Annotated in this window: 23 protein-coding genes; 9 read left to right on the forward strand and 14 right to left on the reverse strand. The window is 48.3% G+C overall.

The genetic code is table 11. The features are described from left to right. Positions 1-2 precede the first annotated feature (2 nt). From H8S55_RS04555 to H8S55_RS04620, 14 genes are all read right to left on the reverse strand, one after another. Positions 3-2402 (reverse strand): VirB4-like conjugal transfer ATPase, CD1110 family, encoded by a 2400-nt coding sequence (locus H8S55_RS04555; protein ID WP_006059580.1) that lies wholly within the window; start codon positions 2400-2402, stop codon positions 3-5. Next, complete coding sequence (locus H8S55_RS04560; protein WP_002589059.1) at positions 2359-2814, reverse strand: PrgI family protein; 456 nt, start codon at positions 2812-2814, stop codon at positions 2359-2361. Before H8S55_RS04560 ends, H8S55_RS04555 begins: the two co-directional genes overlap by 44 nt. 14 nt (positions 2815-2828) lie before the next feature. Further along, complete coding sequence (locus H8S55_RS04565) at positions 2829-3374, reverse strand: MT-A70 family methyltransferase (protein WP_002589060.1); 546 nt, start codon at positions 3372-3374, stop codon at positions 2829-2831. Positions 3375-3387: 13 nt separating this feature from the next. After that, entirely contained in the window at positions 3388-4257 is an 870-nt protein-coding gene (locus tag H8S55_RS04570) for a VirB6/TrbL-like conjugal transfer protein, CD1112 family (protein ID WP_024724981.1), read from the reverse strand. A gap of 69 nt (positions 4258-4326) precedes the next feature. Then, positions 4327-4545: a Maff2 family mobile element protein gene (locus H8S55_RS04575; RefSeq protein WP_003525154.1), complete on the reverse strand. Its 219-nt coding sequence runs from the start codon at positions 4543-4545 to the stop codon at positions 4327-4329. A gap of 219 nt (positions 4546-4764) precedes the next feature. Continuing rightward, on the reverse strand, positions 4765-6594 hold the full coding sequence (locus tag H8S55_RS04580; RefSeq protein ID WP_006059575.1) for a VirD4-like conjugal transfer protein, CD1115 family: 1830 nt from the start codon (positions 6592-6594) through the stop codon (positions 4765-4767). Further along, positions 6591-7091: a PcfB family protein gene (locus H8S55_RS04585; RefSeq protein ID WP_008723309.1), complete on the reverse strand. Its 501-nt coding sequence runs from the start codon at positions 7089-7091 to the stop codon at positions 6591-6593. Before H8S55_RS04585 ends, H8S55_RS04580 begins: the two co-directional genes overlap by 4 nt. Before the next feature lie 100 nt (positions 7092-7191). Further along, positions 7192-7503 carry a DUF5720 family protein gene (locus tag H8S55_RS04590; RefSeq protein WP_008723307.1) on the reverse strand — a complete coding sequence of 104 codons (312 nt, stop codon included), beginning with the start codon at positions 7501-7503 and terminating at the stop codon, positions 7192-7194. Positions 7504-7526: 23 nt separating this feature from the next. Further along, positions 7527-8294, reverse strand: coding sequence for a BRO family protein (locus H8S55_RS04595; protein ID WP_002589066.1), 768 nt, complete (start codon positions 8292-8294; stop codon positions 7527-7529). A gap of 36 nt (positions 8295-8330) precedes the next feature. Further along, positions 8331-9209, reverse strand: a complete 879-nt coding sequence (locus H8S55_RS04600) for a DUF6017 domain-containing protein (protein WP_186877982.1) — start codon at positions 9207-9209, stop codon at positions 8331-8333. Positions 9210-9276: 67 nt separating this feature from the next. Next, positions 9277-9465, reverse strand: coding sequence for a hypothetical protein (locus H8S55_RS04605; protein ID WP_006059571.1), 189 nt, complete (start codon positions 9463-9465; stop codon positions 9277-9279). 28 nt (positions 9466-9493) lie between these two features. Next, positions 9494-9766 carry a DUF5720 family protein gene (locus H8S55_RS04610; protein WP_007862445.1) on the reverse strand — a complete coding sequence of 91 codons (273 nt, stop codon included), beginning with the start codon at positions 9764-9766 and terminating at the stop codon, positions 9494-9496. Positions 9767-9777: 11 nt separating this feature from the next. Continuing rightward, entirely contained in the window at positions 9778-10707 is a 930-nt protein-coding gene (locus H8S55_RS04615; RefSeq protein ID WP_006059569.1) for a ParB/RepB/Spo0J family partition protein, read from the reverse strand. After that, positions 10664-11485, reverse strand: coding sequence for a ParA family protein (locus H8S55_RS04620; protein WP_002569249.1), 822 nt, complete (start codon positions 11483-11485; stop codon positions 10664-10666). The genes H8S55_RS04615 and H8S55_RS04620 overlap by 44 nt, the downstream gene beginning before the upstream one ends. A 969-nt stretch (positions 11486-12454) precedes the next feature. On the opposite strand from H8S55_RS04620, the gene H8S55_RS04625 reads away from it, so the two are divergent. The 9 genes from H8S55_RS04625 to H8S55_RS04665 all read left to right on the forward strand — a co-directional run. Then, positions 12455-12658 carry a hypothetical protein gene (locus tag H8S55_RS04625; protein WP_223385014.1) on the forward strand — a complete coding sequence of 68 codons (204 nt, stop codon included), beginning with the start codon at positions 12455-12457 and terminating at the stop codon, positions 12656-12658. Further along, positions 12655-13584, forward strand: a complete 930-nt coding sequence (locus H8S55_RS04630) for a DUF6017 domain-containing protein (RefSeq protein WP_002304312.1) — start codon at positions 12655-12657, stop codon at positions 13582-13584. Before H8S55_RS04625 ends, H8S55_RS04630 begins: the two co-directional genes overlap by 4 nt. Positions 13585-13590: 6 nt before the next feature. Next, entirely contained in the window at positions 13591-14418 is an 828-nt protein-coding gene (locus H8S55_RS04635; protein WP_002304313.1) for a ParA family protein, read from the forward strand. Next, positions 14375-15301, forward strand: a complete 927-nt coding sequence (locus H8S55_RS04640) for a ParB/RepB/Spo0J family partition protein (RefSeq protein ID WP_002304314.1) — start codon at positions 14375-14377, stop codon at positions 15299-15301. Before H8S55_RS04635 ends, H8S55_RS04640 begins: the two co-directional genes overlap by 44 nt. Positions 15302-15309: 8 nt before the next feature. Beyond that, positions 15310-15837 (forward strand): hypothetical protein, encoded by a 528-nt coding sequence (locus tag H8S55_RS04645; protein WP_002304315.1) that lies wholly within the window; start codon positions 15310-15312, stop codon positions 15835-15837. 54 nt (positions 15838-15891) lie between these two features. Next, positions 15892-16533, forward strand: coding sequence for a DUF3846 domain-containing protein (locus H8S55_RS04650; RefSeq protein ID WP_002588969.1), 642 nt, complete (start codon positions 15892-15894; stop codon positions 16531-16533). Between the two features lie 10 nt (positions 16534-16543). Beyond that, complete coding sequence (locus H8S55_RS04655; RefSeq protein ID WP_002304317.1) at positions 16544-16855, forward strand: DUF5720 family protein; 312 nt, start codon at positions 16544-16546, stop codon at positions 16853-16855. Positions 16856-16891: 36 nt separating this feature from the next. Further along, positions 16892-17374, forward strand: coding sequence for a PcfB family protein (locus H8S55_RS04660; protein ID WP_002304320.1), 483 nt, complete (start codon positions 16892-16894; stop codon positions 17372-17374). Continuing rightward, positions 17374-18442, forward strand: a 1069-nt coding sequence (locus H8S55_RS04665) for a type IV secretory system conjugative DNA transfer family protein (protein ID WP_243200456.1), incomplete at its 3' end; no start/stop codon positions are given. The genes H8S55_RS04660 and H8S55_RS04665, both read left to right, overlap by 1 nt.

The raw sequence follows: 18442 nt of genomic DNA on the forward strand, positions 1-18442 counted from the left end.
AGTTATTCATCCTCCTTTTTCAGTTCCTGGGGTTTGGTGGTCATAATGCGGTAAAGCTCAGTATTCTTCGGGAAGTGGTCAACGAAGGGCAGGATGGTGGAGCCATAGAACAGCAGGCCCTCGCCCTCACCGGAGTGGGTCACATAGCTAAGCTGGTGCGTGGAAATGCCCAGCTGCTTGGCGAGAATCTGACGGTCTCCGCCTGCCTGGTTGAGCATATACACGAAGTCGGAGTTTTCAAAGATGTTCTCCACCTCGCGGCTGCTCAAAAGGTCTTTGACATTCTGGGTGATACCTGTCGGAATACCGCCCCATTTGCGGAATCGCTTCCAGATTTCCACCGTATAAGCGGCGGTCTGCTCCTCCTTCAAAAGCAGGTGCATCTCGTCGATGTAATAACGGGTGGACTTGTGGGCAGCGCGGTTAATGGTAACGCGGTTCCACACCTGATCCTGGACCACCAACATACCGATTTTCTTGAGTTGCTTGCCCAGCTCCTTAATGTCATAGCAGACAATGCGGTTATTGATGTCCACATTGCTCTGGTGATTGAACACATTGAGGGAGCCGGTTACATAGATTTCAAGGGCCGTGGCGATATACTGGGCTTCCTTTTCCTCCTGTGAACGGAGCAGGTTATATAGGTCCTCCAGTATGGGCATATTCTCCGGGCGCGGGTCATTGAGGTAGGTCTGATAGACCAGACGCACACAACGGTCGATGATGGTTTTCTGCACCGGCTGCAATCCGTCCTTACCGCCCACGATCAGCTCACACAAGCTGAGGATAAAGTCAGACTTGAGGGACAGCGGGCTTTCATCATCCGAATAGTCCAGGTTCAGATCCATCGGATTGATGTAGTTGGTTGAGGTAGGCGAGATCTTGATGACCTGCCCATGCAGACGATCCACCAGAGGTGCGTACTCCGCTTCCGGGTCACAGATGATGACATCATCATTGGTAAGCAAAAAGCAGTTGGCAATCTCACGCTTGGCGCTGAAAGACTTACCGGAACCCGGCGTACCCAAAATCAAGCCGTTGGGGTTTTTCAGCAGCTTTCTATCCACCATGATGAGGTTGTTGGACAGGGCATTGATGCCGTAGTACAGGGCTTCCTTGCCGTTCTGGAATAATTCCTGTGTGGTGAATGGTACAAAGATAGCCGTAGAACTGGTGGTCAGCCCTCGCTGAATCTCGATCTGATTGAGCCCCAGGGGCAGACAGCTCATCAGCCCTTCTTCCTGCTGGAAGTCCAGTCTGGTCAGCTGGCAGTTATACTTCTGGGCAATAGAGCCTGCCTGAAAGATGTTGTTGCCAAGCTGACGGGGGGTGTCCGCTGTGTTCAGCACCAAAAAGGAGACCAGGAACATTCTCTCGTTTCGGCTCTGCAAATCCTGCAACAGCTTTTTCGCTTCGCTGCCGTAGGTGGCAAGGTCAGAAGGAATGATGTCCATGTCGTATCCGGCGCGGACTGCTTTTTTCTGTTCCTCAATCTTACTGCGGTCCAGATCGGTAATCTTACGCTTTACCGTTTTGATGGCTTTCACCTGATCCACCGACTGAATGTGCATACTCACAATGAGCGAGCTTTCCATATCCAGAAAATCAGCCAGCAGACGGTCATTCAGCTCTGGGGCTAAAATCTGCAAAAAAGAAACAGCCCCGTATTTCTTGCCCATACGGAACTGCTTGCCGGTGCGGAACTCAAAGGAGCTTGGTGCAATAAAATCTTTCGTGGACAGGCCGGAAGGAGCCAGCCAGTCCCATTCAAACTGAAACGGGAGCTGTTCATCCATGTGGAATACCGCATGAAGCTGGGAAAGCCTTTCCTTACCGTCCAATGTTCTGGCGGCTACACCAAGACGCTTGAAGTTATTGAGTATATCGGTCTCAATACGCTCCAGACGGGGCTTGGCGGCTTTGATGCTGTCAGCGTTGATACCAAAGGTCAGGTATTTGGTCTTGATGAGACCGTTGTTGCCTCTGACCAGCTGATTTTGCAGCATCGTGGTATATTCCTCACGGATACTGTCAAAGGCATCCCCCTGGGGCGGAATGGAAATGGAGTTGGCAAAGGTCTCCTCCGATGCCGCAAGGTTCAAAAAAGACAGCTGGAAGTGAATCGAGCTGTCGAAATAATTGAGGAAATCACACCAGCCCTCAAAGATCGCGGTCTTATCTTCATTTTGGGAGAGCTGATAGTTGATGTCCTGAAACTGAATGGTCTTTGTGTAGTGGCTGTCCGATACGCGGCAGATCCCGTCCGGCCACATTCGTTCATAGGGGATACTGTCCTGTGCCGATTTTCCTTTTTTGTCCGTGCGGTTGGCGCGGGCAATGGCCGCTTCGATCTGCTTCTTATCGGCGCGGGACAGCTTTTTCTTTGTCTTTACCGGATGCACGGTCTTTTCTTCCGGTTTTCCCAGCAGACGGCGCAGCCAGCTTTTCATTGCGGTGAACAATGTCATACACCTCCTTATCGAGCATTTCCTGCCGCTTTAATACGGCATAAAAGTTATTGGTCTGGTAGGGACGCTGCTTGGGACGGATCACAGCTACTTTGAGGATGTTGCCGACGATCTTTTCCAGGGGCTGTCCATGCTTTTCATACATTGCCAGCAGGAAGAAGGGCATCATGACCAGCATCATACACATGGCAGCCATGCTGTTTCCCGCAGGCTCACGGAGCCACAAGAACAGCGGTACACCTACAAGCGCCCCGGCGGTAAAGCAGACCAGCTGCCTTCGTGTCAGATTGAACATGACCTTTGTTTTGACTTTTGTTAAGTCCTTGGGTACGGGTACATAAGCCATATTATCCACCTCCTTTATGGGAATGAAATAGAGCTGTCCACTTCATTTCCCCACACATCCCAACCGGGTGTGGATTGACGAGCAAACAGTTCTATGCGCGGGAGATCACCCATCAATGAGACAATGCGTTCTCTGGCTTCCTGCGGTTTTTTTGAATGTTCTTCAATGTGAGAGACAATGACCTGATGAACAGCTGCGTTTATACGCTTGGGATGTCCTTTCGTTGCGAGGATACAAAGTTCCACATTGGAGCGCGTCCAATATCCCATTCCCCAGAACAAGCTATCTGCCTTTCGATTTTGCTTTACCCAAACAAAGCCGACGGTTTTATAGGTAAATCCCCATGCCTTCAGAACTGAGAGACCTTCCAGTAAACATGGAATCGTGACCCATAAAAACAAGGCACAGTCTTTATCCGCCAAGTTGCCTACTGGCAGCGCACAAATATCCTCGATACTCATGGTCGGATAGTGACTTTCTGCACTGCGTCCCAATCCTTTCTTGGAATATACTTTGTAGTTCCATGGCGGGTCTGCGTAAATGATTTGATATTTTTTCATACAGAACCCTCCTTTAGTGCGCCTGAAAGACTGATTTTGCGAGACTGCCGGTTTTGAACAGCGTAAAGCACAGCAGTACGGTGTAGCCCACGCAGCTCCAGATTGCCATGATGATGTCATCTTCCAGAGCGATGTTCTGCACCAGCACAGCATAAATTGCCACGCAGACGATAATGAGAAACGCCTGAAAGCCCAGCGCCAGCAGGGATCGGAGGTAATTCTGTCCCATACCGCCCCATTCTTTACCCATCATTGCAGCCATTGGAACGGGAGCCACCGAAGTCACAAGGTAGATTTCGATCATACGGCCATAAATAACGATAAAGATACAGATATATAACGCCCACATAGTAATGCCAATAAAGAGGGATTGGAACCACAGTCCGAACAGCGGTCCCAGATCCATTTCCATCAGCCTCGGTTCCAGATCGGTCATAACTGAGGAAATGTCAATGGACGCATCCGAATTGATAACCCCTGCCGCCTGCGCCACTACGCTCTGCGCCATATCAAAGACGCCCATCACGATATTCCATGTATTTGTGACAATGAGGATGGCAGCGGCTGATTTGAACACCCACTTGAAAATCATCCAGGTGTCCACATCATGCAGGTTGTTCTTGTCTGCGATCATCTGGATCAGATCTACGGTCATCACGATAGCCAGGATCACGCCTGCAATCGGCACCATGATGGAGTTGGACAGATTCTCAATCATGCTGAAAATACTGCCATTCCATCCCTGTGGGGTCTGGCCTACCTGTACGGATATATCCGCGACCTGCTGGTTTACACTGTCAAACATCCCCGAAAGGTTGCTCATAATGCCGCCCACCAGCATTTCTTTCAGCCAATTTGTCAGGGCTTCAAGTAAGAAATCCATACGGTGTCAACCTCCTTTCCGCCGCCCCCGCAAAACTGCGGGAGCGGCAAGGATTTCATACGGAGACGCTTAGACAGAGAAAAGCCCGGAGAGCAGAGGTACAAGGACCATGCCTACCACGGCTACACCAGCACCGGCCATGAGCTGCTTCATGCCCTGGCTCTTGGCGCCGGGGTTGTCGTTGCCGTAACCTTCCAGCAGGTTGATAACGCCCCAGATACCGAGACCGGCACCGAGCGCGATAACGAGGGTCTGAAGAACGGTGATTGCCTGTTCAAAAAATGCCATATAGTTTGTTAGCCGGAATCTGATTAAAAAATAGGTTTGTCATGTTTCATAGGCATACAAAAGCCGGAACAATCTGCCGCCCGGTTTCCGGGGGCATGATTCCGGCTGTCCTCCTTTTTCATTATTTTTTCTCGCGATTGTCCGCTTTGTACGCCAATGGCCCATAGAGGGCAGATGCGGCGAATAGATAAGATCACTCCCTTCTAAAGCGGAACGAAATTAAGCGCCCTTTGTGTCTACTTCATATACATCGCAGACCTCATTGGGCTTGAGTTTCAGCCTTGCGGACAAGAATGCTTCAATATCAAAAGCGTTCTTGTCATCCGCGTCGGCAGTGTACTTGAAATTGGGGTGCTTGGTGATGTCGTACTTATCCGAAAGGAAAGGACGCACACCGCGCAGCTGGAGGATACACTTGCCGCCATCCATAACAGCAAGCTCATCCTGGCTCATCAGCTCTTTCCCCAATTTTTGATAGTTGAGTGAATGGGATGTTTCCCTCCCACGGCTCTCTCCGGTGTTGTAGGTGTCGATGGTTTCCTTACCCAGCACGGCGGCCAGCTCCTTGAGAGTGGTCGGCTCCTTACCGCCCAGAAAGATGGAAGTATCCATGTTTCCGATAATGGTATCTGCGTTATCCTTATAAATCGCCTTGAGCTGACTCTGCGCCTGCAACACCAGACAGGCGGAGATCTCACGGCTTCGGATGGTGGCCACCAGCTTTTCCAACTTGGGTATCTGGCCAATGTTGGCGCACTCGTCGATCAGACAGCGCACATGAACCGGCAGTCTGCCGTCGTACACATCGTCGGCCTTTTCGCAGAGCAGGTTAAACAGCTGGGTATAACACATGGATATAAGGAAATTAAAGCTGTCATCAGTGTCACTCATGATGAGGAACAGGGCAGTTTTCCTGTCTCCCAGAGTATCCAGCTCCAGCTCATCATAAGCCGTGACCTCACGCAACTCTGCAATGTCGAACACGGCAAGGCGAGCGCCGCAGGAAATCAAAATCGACTTGGCTGTTTTTCCGGCGGCCAGCTTATATTTCTTATACTGGCGCACCGCAAAGTGGTTTGGCTTCTCGGCTTCCAGTGCATCAAACATCAGGTCTACGGGGTTTTTGAACTCCTCGTCATCCTCACGGACTTCCATGGCGTTGATGAACTCAATGAGGGTGGAGAAGTTTTGTTCCTCCACCGGAGCCTCATAATGGATATAGCCAATAAGCGCGCAGTACAACAAGGTTTCTGCTTTTACCCAGAAATCGTCTCCGGCCTTGCCTTCGCCTTTGGTATTGGCGATCAGCGTTGTTACCAGCTTCAAGATGTCCTTTTCGCTATGGATATAGGCGAAAGGGTTATAGTGCATGGACTTCTTGAAGTTAATGGTATTTAGGACCTTGATTCGGTACGGCTCATAAATGACCTTGCCGTGCTTATCCTTCATAGGCTTTCCGTCTTTCCCCAGCTTGGGTGCGCCCCTTTGGAGCATTTTTCCGCACTCCACCAAAATGGTTCCCTTCGGGTCTGTGACCACATAGGAACTGTGCATCTGCATCAGATTCGGTTTGAGCCAGAAGCGGGTCTTACCGGAACCGGAGCCGCCAATCACCAGCACATTTTTGTTTCTGGCGGTCTTTGGGTCCTTGGGGCGGCTGTTCATTGTCAGGCTCTCCGTTTTCGTCAGAATCACATTGTTCTGGAATACCGGGTCGATGTAGGGTGTAATGTCCTCATGGGTTCCCCACCGGGCGGAACCGTATTCCATGCCGTGCCTGTACTTCTTGGCGTTCTTGCTTTTCAGGTACACAGCCAGCCGCAGGCCGCCGCAGCAGCACAGGCCCACCAGCAGGTCCAGCGGGTGCAGGCTGGGCCACCAGCTGGCCAGCGCCACCGGCAGCGTGGAGAAGAACGAGAGCATTTTTGCCGAAGCGTCCGCACCCACGGCCATCCGCCACGCTTCACCGAAGTTGGTGGAGAAAAGCCCCATCAGGATATACGGCAGATTCAGCAAAATGAGCTTTTTGATGTTCAGCTGCTTTTTCATCGTTCCAGCTCCTTCCGCTTGTTCCGGTCCACGACGGCGTGTTTTACCAGTTCTTTGAACTGGCTCAGCTTTGCCAGCACGGACGGGCGCTCGGATTTCTCCGCCTTTCTGACCTTTTTCCCGGTGTACTCGGTAAAAGCAGCGGTCAGGGCATCCGCGTCCCGACCCTTGAAAAAGATCAGGTACTTGGGTGGGGAGCTGCTGCGGTCCTTCTTCACCGCATAGTCCACGCCGTATTTCCGGGCGATCTTCTCAAACTCCTTGATGGAGGGGTCGGTGATCTCGATGTTGGAAACCCCTTGGTTTTGACCAATCAGCTGTTTCACCGTCTGCTTGCCCTGGGGCTTCACAGGCGCGTCACGGCTTCTCTGCTTTTGCAGCTTCTTTTCCTTGCGGTGGGCAAGGTACTTGCTGATGGCGGCTTTGAGCAGCCTGCCGGTGAACTTTGTTCCGCTGACAACCAGCGTTAAAGTCCTGTTTTCCACTTCTTCCTGCATTTTCATCGCCTCCTTTCCACAAAATGTGCAGGGGTGGTGCATTTATTTCTAAGGCGGGACCACCAGCCGCCGGAGAAGGTATTTCTTCATCGAACCGCCCTCAACGAATTTGCTCAGAACGGTCATAGAGCAAATCTCCATTTCTGACCTTTGCATGACTGAGAATCTTGATCTGTCCCTTTGCCTGACTGTCCAGAGCTTTTTCATAGCCCTTATCTGACAAAAACAGGCGGGTTCGTTCACCTTTCCAGCCCACCGGGGAGTCATGCGTCAGCACATCAAAAATAATCATGTGCCGGGTGTTCTCAGCAAATCGCTGGAGATCCATGTAGTCATGGCCGTGATAGTTCTGCGCTCCAGCTTTCTGGCGCATTTCTTCCATCAGCTGACCGATTGTTTTGCCTTCTGGCATAAAACTCACTTCCTTTCCCACTCTCATACAACCATCAAAATCATGTCTCTCAGCTGAGCAAAGTAGAGTTTGCCTTGCGGGGTTATCAGCGTATAGGAGCCGATATGCCCGTGATTGCAGTAGTCTTTGACACAAAACAGTCCTTCATTGGCTGGCTTTGCATAGGGCAGTACATTACCGGATGCGGTGCGGTACACAAAACGCTTTTCCAGAAGGAAACGGACAAACCGACGCTCCGGGACAAGCAACTCTTTGGCGGTGGTGCGGAGGTTGGTACTGTGATTGAGGTCGATGAACAAATCATAAAAGGCTGCCTTACTCTCCAGCAGGGCATTTTCCTCTCGTAGCGACGCATTTTCTTCCCGCTCAGCAAGCAGCTCGGAGCAGAGCTTTATCAGAGCTTCCGGAGAAGTGGCTATCTCCCACAACTTCTCTTTTGTGAGATAGGCTCCGTGCTTGCGAATGGCAGGTAGAACTTCATCAAACACCCATTGTTCAAACCGTTCCGCTGACGGCAGTTTACTATGGGCGATCAGACGATATAGATCACCTTCGGGGATAAAGAGCATTTCGACCATTTGTACCGCGGGGCTTCCATCTGCCTTTTTCCCAGTCTGGACCCCTATGGAACATTTCGTTCCACCCCTGGTATGGTCGCGGACGGCTTTGCGTGGATTGGTATATCCCAGCGCTGTTGCCACATCTGTACCGCAAAATAATACTTTGCCATTCTGTTCCAAAGTGCGAATGCTTCCGAACTCTGGACTATTGAAAATTTCAATCTGATTCATGCTGTGCCTCCTTTGGTGTAATACAAAAGCGGCTGATTACCAGCCGCCTGCGTGCATATCGTGATTTACCAGTGAAGTGTAGTGGTTATTCATGGTGGTAGGAGCGTTGAACAGCACTGCAAGCAGGTACTGCTTGATGTTGTGTACCTGGGTGGTGTTCTTTTGCAGACAGTCCATGACAAACTCGATGTGAGAGCTGTCCAGCTTCAAAAAGCGGGAGCGTACAATTTCATGAGGAAAGTCCGCACCAGAGATCCGGGTGGTCTTTCGTTTGGCACAGACCGTTTCTACCAACAGCTCTACGATCTCATTCAGGTCATCCAGGTAGAGAGGATAACGCTGCTTCAGACAATCATACTCGATATTCTCCAAAATCAATTCCCGATAATTTTCTATCTCTGTGACAGACATCGCATCCCTTCCTTTCCGTTCCGGCGGTATTACCGCCGCTGTTTCCCGGAAGGGAATGGAATCGGTATTTGATCCATGAGTATTTTGTTTTTGGGTATTTGATTTCTTAGTATTTAATTGTGTTGGATTTTCCGGTAACGGATTTACCGCTGACGGGTTTACCGTTATCAGGTTTTCCGACAACGGCTTATCCAACATCGGTTCTCCCTCGATGGGACGCTCAAAAATGGTATACTCATTGGCTGCGAATTTACCAGAAGCATCAGTTGTCTGTCTGCGCCGAATGTATCCGGCTGTTTCAAGCTCATTGACAGCAGAGCGGATTGCATCTTTGCTTTCTCGATTGATATAGCTGAGTCCTGACAGCGTATAATCCCAGTCATCAGGCAGAGATAACATTTGCGACAAGAGACCCTTTGCCTTCAAAGAAAGTCGTTTGTCTTTTAGATGAAAATTGCTCATAACCGTGTAATCGCCAGTGCGTTCTACACGAAAAACAGCCATTTACTTCACTCCTTTCATTTCTCAGGTATGAAAAAAGCCGCAATTCATAAAAGAATTGTGGCAGCGGTTAGGGTCTGTCTGTATCTTTTTTCTTGCGTCGGTAGGGGCGTTTTGGCATTGGTGGTTTATCAAACAGATCCCTTTCCTGAGAAAATGGTAAGGTTTGAAAAACACGGTCAATCTCGGTGGATTCCATATCACGCTGTGAGCGGCAATCTTCTTGAATAGCTTCTCGGATTTCTCTTACAGTACACATATTCATTCCTTTCCTTTCGTTGTATCGGTTATGAACGACGGTGTTTTTTAGGCTTGAAGTCGAGGATATGCCCCTCAATAACATGGGCATATCTCTTAATTTTGATTTCTCGACGCTGCTGGCTTTGCAGAGCTGACTGATACCCGTCCTCTGTGAGAAAAAGCCTCATTTCGTCACCAGGTTCTCCATAAGCAGTAGGGCGCAAGACAGTAAACTCAATCATCCAGAAAGTGCTGTCCCAAAATCGCTCCACTGCAAGAATGTTGTGGCCTTTCAGTTCCCTTGCTGCAATATCTTTCATAGGCTCTCCCTTCATCGTTCCTGATCTCGTTGGCGTTTTTTCTGCCATTGTTCCAGCAGTTTAATAATGGTTTCCTGCATTTTGGCCGGTGTATAGCTTTTGGGGAAATACTTTCGCAAGGTATCGCTGCTCAAGGTCACTTTATCCAGATCACCCTTTTTTTCCTCTGACATGATGGCAAGCATCACATCTTCTGACAACTTCCCTTCCTGGCTGAACTTTTTCATTCGCTGAGCCTGAGAGAGAGAAGGGGTAGCCTGCTCATAGTCCATTGTTTCCACCAGCATTTGCTGTTCGTCCGGTTTCAAAAAAGAGAGTTCATAGGCTGGGTTAAATGCGATTTTCTTTTCATCCACCATATCCAAAAGCTCTGGAATCAGTTCAGTCAAACGAACATATCGCATTACCTGGATACCGCTTCGTTCACCGGCTTCTTTTGCCACCTGGTCTCTGGCGCTCAACTTCTGTTCAACTTGAACAGAAGTCAGGTCTGTTCTTGCTCCTTGATGTTTAATGGCTTCCAGCTTCATTTTGTAGGCAAAAGCCCTTTCACTGGGGAGCAGATTTTCTCGCTGCAAATTGCTGTCAACCATAATAATTGTGGCAGCATCGTCATCCAAGTCGCGCACAATGACAGGCATGGTTTCTTTTCCGGCCAATTCGCTGGCTCTGCGGCGTCTGTGACCGGCTACCAGCTCATAACCGCCATCAGGCAGTGGTCTGGCAATCGCAGGAACCAACACACCATACTTTTTGATGCTGTCTGCGGTTTCTATCATTGCATCATCATCCTTGACCTTGAAGGGGTGATCCTTGAACGGATGCAGTTCAGATAGGGGAATTTCCTGAATTTTTTCCAGTTGCTCGTCTTGCCGACTTTCTTCTGTAGAAAACAGGTCATCTACTGAGGCCAGCTCTATTTTTTTCGCGCTGCTTTTCAAGTTTCAATACCTCCTTCGTCAGATTTTTGTAGCCCTCAGCCACTTTGCCATTAGGATCATGGGCATAAATGCTTTTTCCTTCAGCACTGATTTCTTTAGCCCTGACAGAATGAGGAATTTCTGATGTAAACACCTTGATCTTACTGCCATAGGTTTCGCGCAGAAGAGCGGAGATTTCTTTGGCAAAATTGGTTCGGCTGTCTACCATCGTCAGCAGAATCCCATCAATTTGCAGCTTGGGATTGATTTGTCTGCGAACCTTATTGATAGTTTGCAAGAGCTGCTCCAAACCTTTAGCTGGAAGATACTCTGCCTGGACGGGGATTATAACCCTATTAGCGGCAGCCAGTGCATTGACCGTAAGCATACCCAGGGAGGGCTGGCAATCAATAAGGATATGGGAGTATTGCCCCTTCAGCGTGTCCAGATATTGTCGCAGAATGGTTTCTCGGCTCATAGCGTTTACCAGAGATACCTCCATACCAGATAGCTGGATGTCCGCAGGCATCAGGTCTACGCCCTCAGGGTGGTGCAGGATACCCTCGCCGGGACGAATTGGTTCATCCATCAAAATACGGCCCATAGCGTCTGACAGTGTAAAGGGCAGCTTATCAGGCTGAGGATTGCCCAAGCTGATGGTCAGGCTTCCCTGTGGGTCTCCGTCAATCAGAAGGACTTTCTTCCCGGACTGCGCCAGACCAATTCCAAGATTGGCACAAGTGGTTGTTTTGCCGACACCACCTTTTTGGTTGGCTATGGCAATAATCTGTGTATTCATGATTTCACCTCATTTCTTTCTAAGTTTAGATATGAAAAAAAGTGCCTGCTTTACCTTTCCTGAGAAAGATAAAACAGGCACTTTCACTGGCTCAATACCTCTTGTAATGAACCTCTATGTATGGTAAACTATGTCCACGATACCATGAATATAATTAAGTCTCGACGGGAATTGAACTTTTGGCTAACGCCAAATTTCGCGCCTTTGCAAACAGAGTGCAAACAATAGGGGGCTAAAATCCTTTGTTTTTGCTTGATTTTGCTTGTACAAGGTTTATAGAGAACATGGAGAAAAGCCTTGATATAACTGCATTTTCTTTATCCCTGTTGATAGGGAATATATGCACTGGGTCCATCTCCTAAGCGTGGGGTCGGAGGTTCAAATCCTCTTATGGACGCCAGTGAACAACGCCGAAAGCCTTTGTTTTCAAGGGTTTTCGGCTTTTCTTATATAAAAAGCTACGAAAAAGCTCTTTCACTGTATGAGATAAAATTCTACTCCAAAATTTGATTTTTGACAACCCCTCCAGAATCGAACGGTTGTTATAAGACAAAATCGCCAGCTAATTTTTAGCAGAAAACGGGCTGTTCTTGCTAATGAAAATGCCCTTCCTGCTAATCAGCCCCAAAATCGTGCCAAAAATCCAGCTAATCAAAAAAGGCGGATGTTTTGAATACCATGCAGTTATAGCAGATAAAATTAAATATCGTTATGTACATAGAGCGTCTATTTGCCCCGCATTGGGGATGGATAGGCGCTCTTTTTTTATGCCCAAACCCATGGGCAAATACAAGAGATTGGAGGTGTTTTATTTGAGCAAGCCTGTTTATACCGCAGACAAGCCGAGCGACTGTCATTACTGCTACTTCTGGACGAATGGCAGAAAGGGCTGCCGTCTGGGTAGAAATAATTGCTACTACTTAATCTCTTTGCCGCCGAAACCCAAGTCGGAATGTGATGGCTGTCCCTATGGGCGAGATCACCCGTGCATTGGTTGGTGTACGAAGAAGGTTATGCGTGAAGTGGGGCTTCGTTGATATGGATGTGTATGAACAGGAATACCGCTTCTACTATTTTGCCCGATGTCCTTACGAAAAGACGGATACGACTTTCCGCAGCATTCCGCTGACAACAGAAAGTTTTCCGCAGAAAGAAGGTGGTGAAGCCGTGTGAGTTTTGATTATTTTTACGGTCAGCAATCCGATCTATTCACATTCTATCGAGTTCCGAAGGTGTTGTTCACGAACGAGAGGTTCTGGAATATTTCTGCCGATGCCAAGATGCTGTATGGCATTTTGCTTGACCGCATGAGCCTGTCTGCCAAGAATGGTTGGATAGATAAAAACGGTAGAGTGTATATCATTTTTACAATCGACGAAGCGAAGATGGCTCTGAACTGTGCTGAACAAAAGGCTATCAAGCTGCTCAGTGAACTTGAGAAGAAAGCAGGATTGATTGAACGTAAGCGCCAGGGTTTGGGAAAGCCCAACCTGATCTATGTGAAGAACTTTATCTCTGCTGTGGATTCACAACTCTTGAATTGTGAAAATCACAATTCTGGAACAATGGAAATCACAACTCAAGAACTTCCGAAATCACAATGTAATAATACTGATATTAAAAATACTGAATTTAGTGATACTGATTCTATCTTTCCTTCCGGAAATGGTGGAATGATGGACGAGAATGACCGGTATCAAGAATACTTTGATTATTTCTCGGATCAGCTCAGTATGGATTTGTTGAAGAAGGATTACCCTTACGATTCCGAAATGCTGGATAACATTCTGGAGTTGATCGTTGAAACAGTTTGCACGAAGCGACCGTTGATTCGCATTGGTGCAGAGGAGCGTCCGGCAGAAATTGTCCGCAGTCGGTTTATGAAACTGAATGCCGAACACATTCGATATGTTATGGACTGCTTCAAGGAGAACACCACAAAGATTAGAAATATCCGTCAGTATATGCTGACTACGATATACAATGCGCCGACGACAATAGACACCTACTACGATGCTCTTGTTCGGCACGATATGTCACACGGATATTTGGAAGGAGGATTTAAGAAATTGAAAATGAAGCGAGAGGAAGGAGAGTGACGATAAATGTCGAAAAAAGCAACCATCATTGCGGTGGTCAATCAGAAAGGAGGCACTGGAAAGACCACCACCACCGAGAATCTGGGCGTTGGCTTGGCTCTTGAAGGAAAAAAGGTGCTTCTGGTAGACACCGATCCCCAGGCTTCCCTGACGGTCAGTTTGGGCAATCCCTGCCCGGATGATCTGTCTCCGACACTTTCCGATCTGATGGGAAAGATTATGATGGAAAACCCTATTACTCCCGATGAAGGGATTCTTCATCATCCGGAGGGCGTTGATTTGGTGCCGTCCAACATCGAACTCTCAGGTATGGAGGTAGCACTGGTCAATGCCATGAGCCGGGAAACCATTCTCCGGCAATACCTGGATACAGTCAAACAGAATTATGATTACATTCTTCTTGACTGTATGCCGTCTTTGGGTATGCTGACCGTCAATGCGTTGGCAGCTGCCGACAATGTGCTGATACCGGTTCAGGCAGCATACCTTCCTGCAAAGGGTCTGGAACAGCTGCTTGGAACCATCAACAAGGTCAAGAGGCAAATCAACCCGAAACTGAGGATTGAAGGGATTCTTCTGACGATGGTGGACAGCCGCACCAACTACTCCAAAGACATCAGCAATCTGATTCGGGAGAGCTACGGCGGAAAGCTGAAGGTTTACAAGACCGACATTCCCCGCTCTGTCCGTGCAGAGGAAATCAGCGCAGAGGGAACCAGTATCTTCAAGCATGATCCCAAAGGCAAAGTTGCCGAAGCCTATAAAATTCTGACGAAGGAGGTGTTAAACAATGCAGAAAAAAGGCGCAAACATCAGCTTGAAGGGGTACGATGATATTTTCTCCACCGATCAATCCAGAGCTGAAGCCCAGCAGGAGCGTGTGCAGGAAATTCCGCTTTCTGAGCTACACCCCTTTGAGGGACACCCCTTCCGTGTGGTTGATGATGAAGAAATGATGAAAACGGCAGAGAGCGTCCGAGATTTCGGAGTTCTCACTCCTGCGATTGTCCGTCCTGACCCCGACGGTGGTTATGAAATCGTTTCTGGTCACAGGCGGCACCGGGCATCGGAGCTTGCGGGTAAGGAAACCATGCCTGCGATTGTTCGTGACCTGGACGATGATGCAGCCATTATTTTGATGGTTGATGCGAATTTGCAGAGGGAGAGTATCCTGCCGAGTGAAAGAGCATTTGCTTATAAGATGAAGCTGGATGCGATTAAACATCAAGGTCAACGCACCGATTTAACTTCATCCCAAGTTGGGATGAAGTTGCAGGCAATGGATATAGTCGGTCAGGAGGCAGGAGAAAGCAGAAATCAGGTACACCGTTATATCCGTCTGACCGAACTGATTCCGGAACTGCTGGATATGGTAGATACGGGTCAGATCAAATTCAATCCTGCGGTGGAGCTTTCCTATCTGGCAAGTGAAGAACAGAAGGATTTTCTTTCTGCAATGGATTATGCTCAAGCAGCTCCTTCCCTTTCGCAAGCACAGCGAATTAAAAAGCTCGCACAGGAGGGCGAGTGTACGCTGGATGCGATGTGCGAGATTATGAATGAAATCAAGAAGGGAGAGCTGGACAGAGTAACCTTCAAAACGGATTCGTTGCGAAAATACTTCCCGAAGTCCTATACCAACAAGCAGATGGAGGATAAAATCATTCAGCTTTTGGAGCAATGGCAGAAAAAAAGAGAAAAATCAATGGAAAGGTAAGGTAAAAAATGTTTACACCCAAAAACATTCAGGGCGCTTTGGAAGAACTCTACGACCTTTGCGATCCTGATTATATGGTAGATATGCTCGTAAACTACAGTGAGGAGTTCGATGATATTTCTCCTGCGCTTCTGGCAAAGTCGTTTCAGAAAAATGCCGAGATGATTAGCGAGTATCGAGTATTGTCCTCTGCTGGTGAGGGTATCGACTATCAGGGAAAGGTACTTCTGAACAGCAGAGCCGTGCGGCTTCTGTCCTATGTAGAAGATATGAGCGGCGATGAAAAAGTTCGCACGATTCAGAGCAAGGAGCTGTGGTTAGCAGAAGATATGACATTCTATGTGGTGTCCTGTATGTCTACGATCACGATGGACAAGGAAGAAGCCATTTGTCTTAACGAACACCGCAGCGTGGTTACTACGGTGGAATGCGAGGACGATATTTTCTTCGACATGGGTTCCCTGATTTGCGAACTGGACGATATTTGCTTGTTCGAGCTTTTAGCCGATGTGGATGCGACTATTTATGAACTGTAACAGGTTCATGGATGGTCGCTTTTCTTATTTCCAAAGAAACGGAGGTATCGAAACTTGAAAGAATACGATGTGAAGATCACCGAAACCTTGGAGAAAACGGTTACGGTGCAAGCAGAATCTCACGATGCGGCAGAGGAACAGGTTAGAGCCGCTTATTACAATTCGGAGTACATTCTGGACTCCGAAAACTTTACCGGTGTTGCGTTCGGCACGACCGAGGAACGGGAGGTTCAGAAAGAACAGGCAGATACCATGAATGTGTTGCTGGTAAAGCCGTTCATGTATCCGCAGGCTGTGCAGATCGGCTGTGAGCTGGAGGATTTGCAGAAAGCCGTAGGTGGCGATATTGAGGCAACTTATCCGTTCAATGAGCCGGTTGCACTGGTGATGCACGACGAAGGTAAACTCGTAGGCAAAGAACTGAACCGTGCGCTGCGTGATGATGACGGCGATATTTATGACATTATCGCCGGTGATTTTCTGGTTGTGGGATTGGGCGAGGATGATTTTTGTTCTCTGTCCCCGGAACTGATGAAGCAGTTTGAGGAACACTTTCATCAGCCTGAGACTTTTGTACGCATGGGGCGCAGCATTATGGCGCTTCCCCTGCCGGATGACATGGTGAAGAAAGAAGATGCACCTGTCAAAGCTGATTCGGTTCCCCACAAAAGTAACCCTGACCGAGATGTTCTGTAAGGAGGTTCTTATGCAAAGAAATTCGACGATTGGAGAGCTGATGGAGCGAAAGCGGATTCAGGATGGTGCCAAGGAGTACCAGGGACATACCTATATGGACTTGGCACGATTTGATGACGCCACCAAGCACATGATTATTTTCGATGTGCTGACCGATGAATCGCCTGTCGGTTGGAAAGGCGAAAGAAATCGCCTGTATTTGAGCGATGTGGGTTATCAGAAGGCTCTGGATAACCAGAAAGCTGGCAATATCAAGATTATCAGCCATGCCGCAGTTGCCAAGGGCAATCTGTATTACGACCACAGAGATATGGCACGATAATCTGTTCACTCTACTGCTTGCAGGAGGTGATGAATCATGCAGGAAGAAGTTGAAAACAGAACAGTAAACCTGGCGATCAGCACAACCAAGCTGACGGGGCGCACTATCATTGCCGGTATCCGCAAGTATTTGCAGCACCGGGAAAAAGTGAAGATGAAAAAGGCACGAGACCCTGCCGTTCATGGAAAGCAATCCGTGAAACAGCTTTTGGGACAGAATCAGGGTGCTACGAATGTTGAGATCGACAAAGAGAGTATCCGTGATTTTGAAAAGCTCGCCAAGAAGTATGGCGTGGACTTTGCCGTAAGAAAAGATAAGTCCGTTGATCCTCCCCGGTTTCTTGTTTTTGTCCGTTCTAAAGATGCAGATGCTTTGGATGCAATCTGCAAGGAACATCAGGCAAGGGCATTAACCAAGAATGAAAAGCCGAGCGTTCTGGCGCAGCTGAAGAAGTTCAAGGAAATTGTCGCAGCGATTCCGAAGAAGGTTCGAGAGAAGAAACAGGAGCGTGATCTGTGATGGATAAGAGAAAAATGAAAAAGCTCCTGATTCTGAATTTACCGTATTTTCTGGTAGGGTTGTTCGCTACGAATTTAGGAGAAGCATGGAGATTGGCTGAGGGGGCAGATTCATCTGCGAAAATCCTCAGCTTTTTTCATGCCCTTCCGATAGCCCTGAACAATCCGTTTCCCAGCTTTCACCCGTTGGATTTGCTGATTGGTATTCTCTGCGGCGCAGGACTTCGGCTGGCTGTCTATCTAAAAGGCAAAAACGCAAAGAAGTACCGACACAATGTTGAGTACGGTTCTGCTCGTTGGGGAACGGCAAAAGATATTGAGCCGTTTATTGCACCAAAGTTCGAGGACAATGTGATCCTGACGAAAACGGAGCGGCTGATGATGAGCAATCGCCCGAAGAATCCTGCCAATGCCCGAAATAAGAATGTTCTGATTATCGGCGGTTCGGGTTCCGGTAAAACTCGCTTTTGGTTGAAGCCAAACCTTCTCCAGATGCACAGTTCCTATGTGGTCACTGACCCGAAAGGCAGCATCGTGATTGAGTGCGGCAACGCCCTTTTGAAGCATGGCTACACCATCAAGATTTTCAACACCATCAACTTTCAGAAGTCGATGCACTATAAGCCATTTGCCTATATCCATTCAGAAAAAGACATTCTGAAACTGGTGACAACGCTGATTGCCAACACAAAGGGTGATGGAAAAGCCGGTGATGAGTTCTGGACGAAGGCGGAAACGCTGCTCTACTGTGCCTTGATCGGATATATCCACTATGAAGCTCCGGTTGAGGAACAGAATTTCTCCACCCTGATTGAGTTCCTGAACGCAATGGAGGTGCGGGAAGATGATGAGGAGTTCCAGAACCCGGTGGATCTGATGTTTGAAGCCCTGGAAAAGAAAAAGCCGAATCACTTTGCAGTCCGTCAGTATAAAAAATACAAGCTGGCTGCCGGTGTTGTATGCTCTAAAAGACTTCTTAATCAAGCGGTTGGGAAGTCTCTTAGAACACACAACCTAAAACCGAAGAAAGGAGCGCAAGTTATGAGAAAAAACGAGAAAATCACTGCTC

Origin of the sequence: Flintibacter faecis (assembly GCF_014287875.1) — a bacterium.
In the GTDB taxonomy this organism is placed as follows: Bacteria; Bacillota; Clostridia; order Oscillospirales; family Oscillospiraceae; genus Lawsonibacter; species Lawsonibacter faecis_A.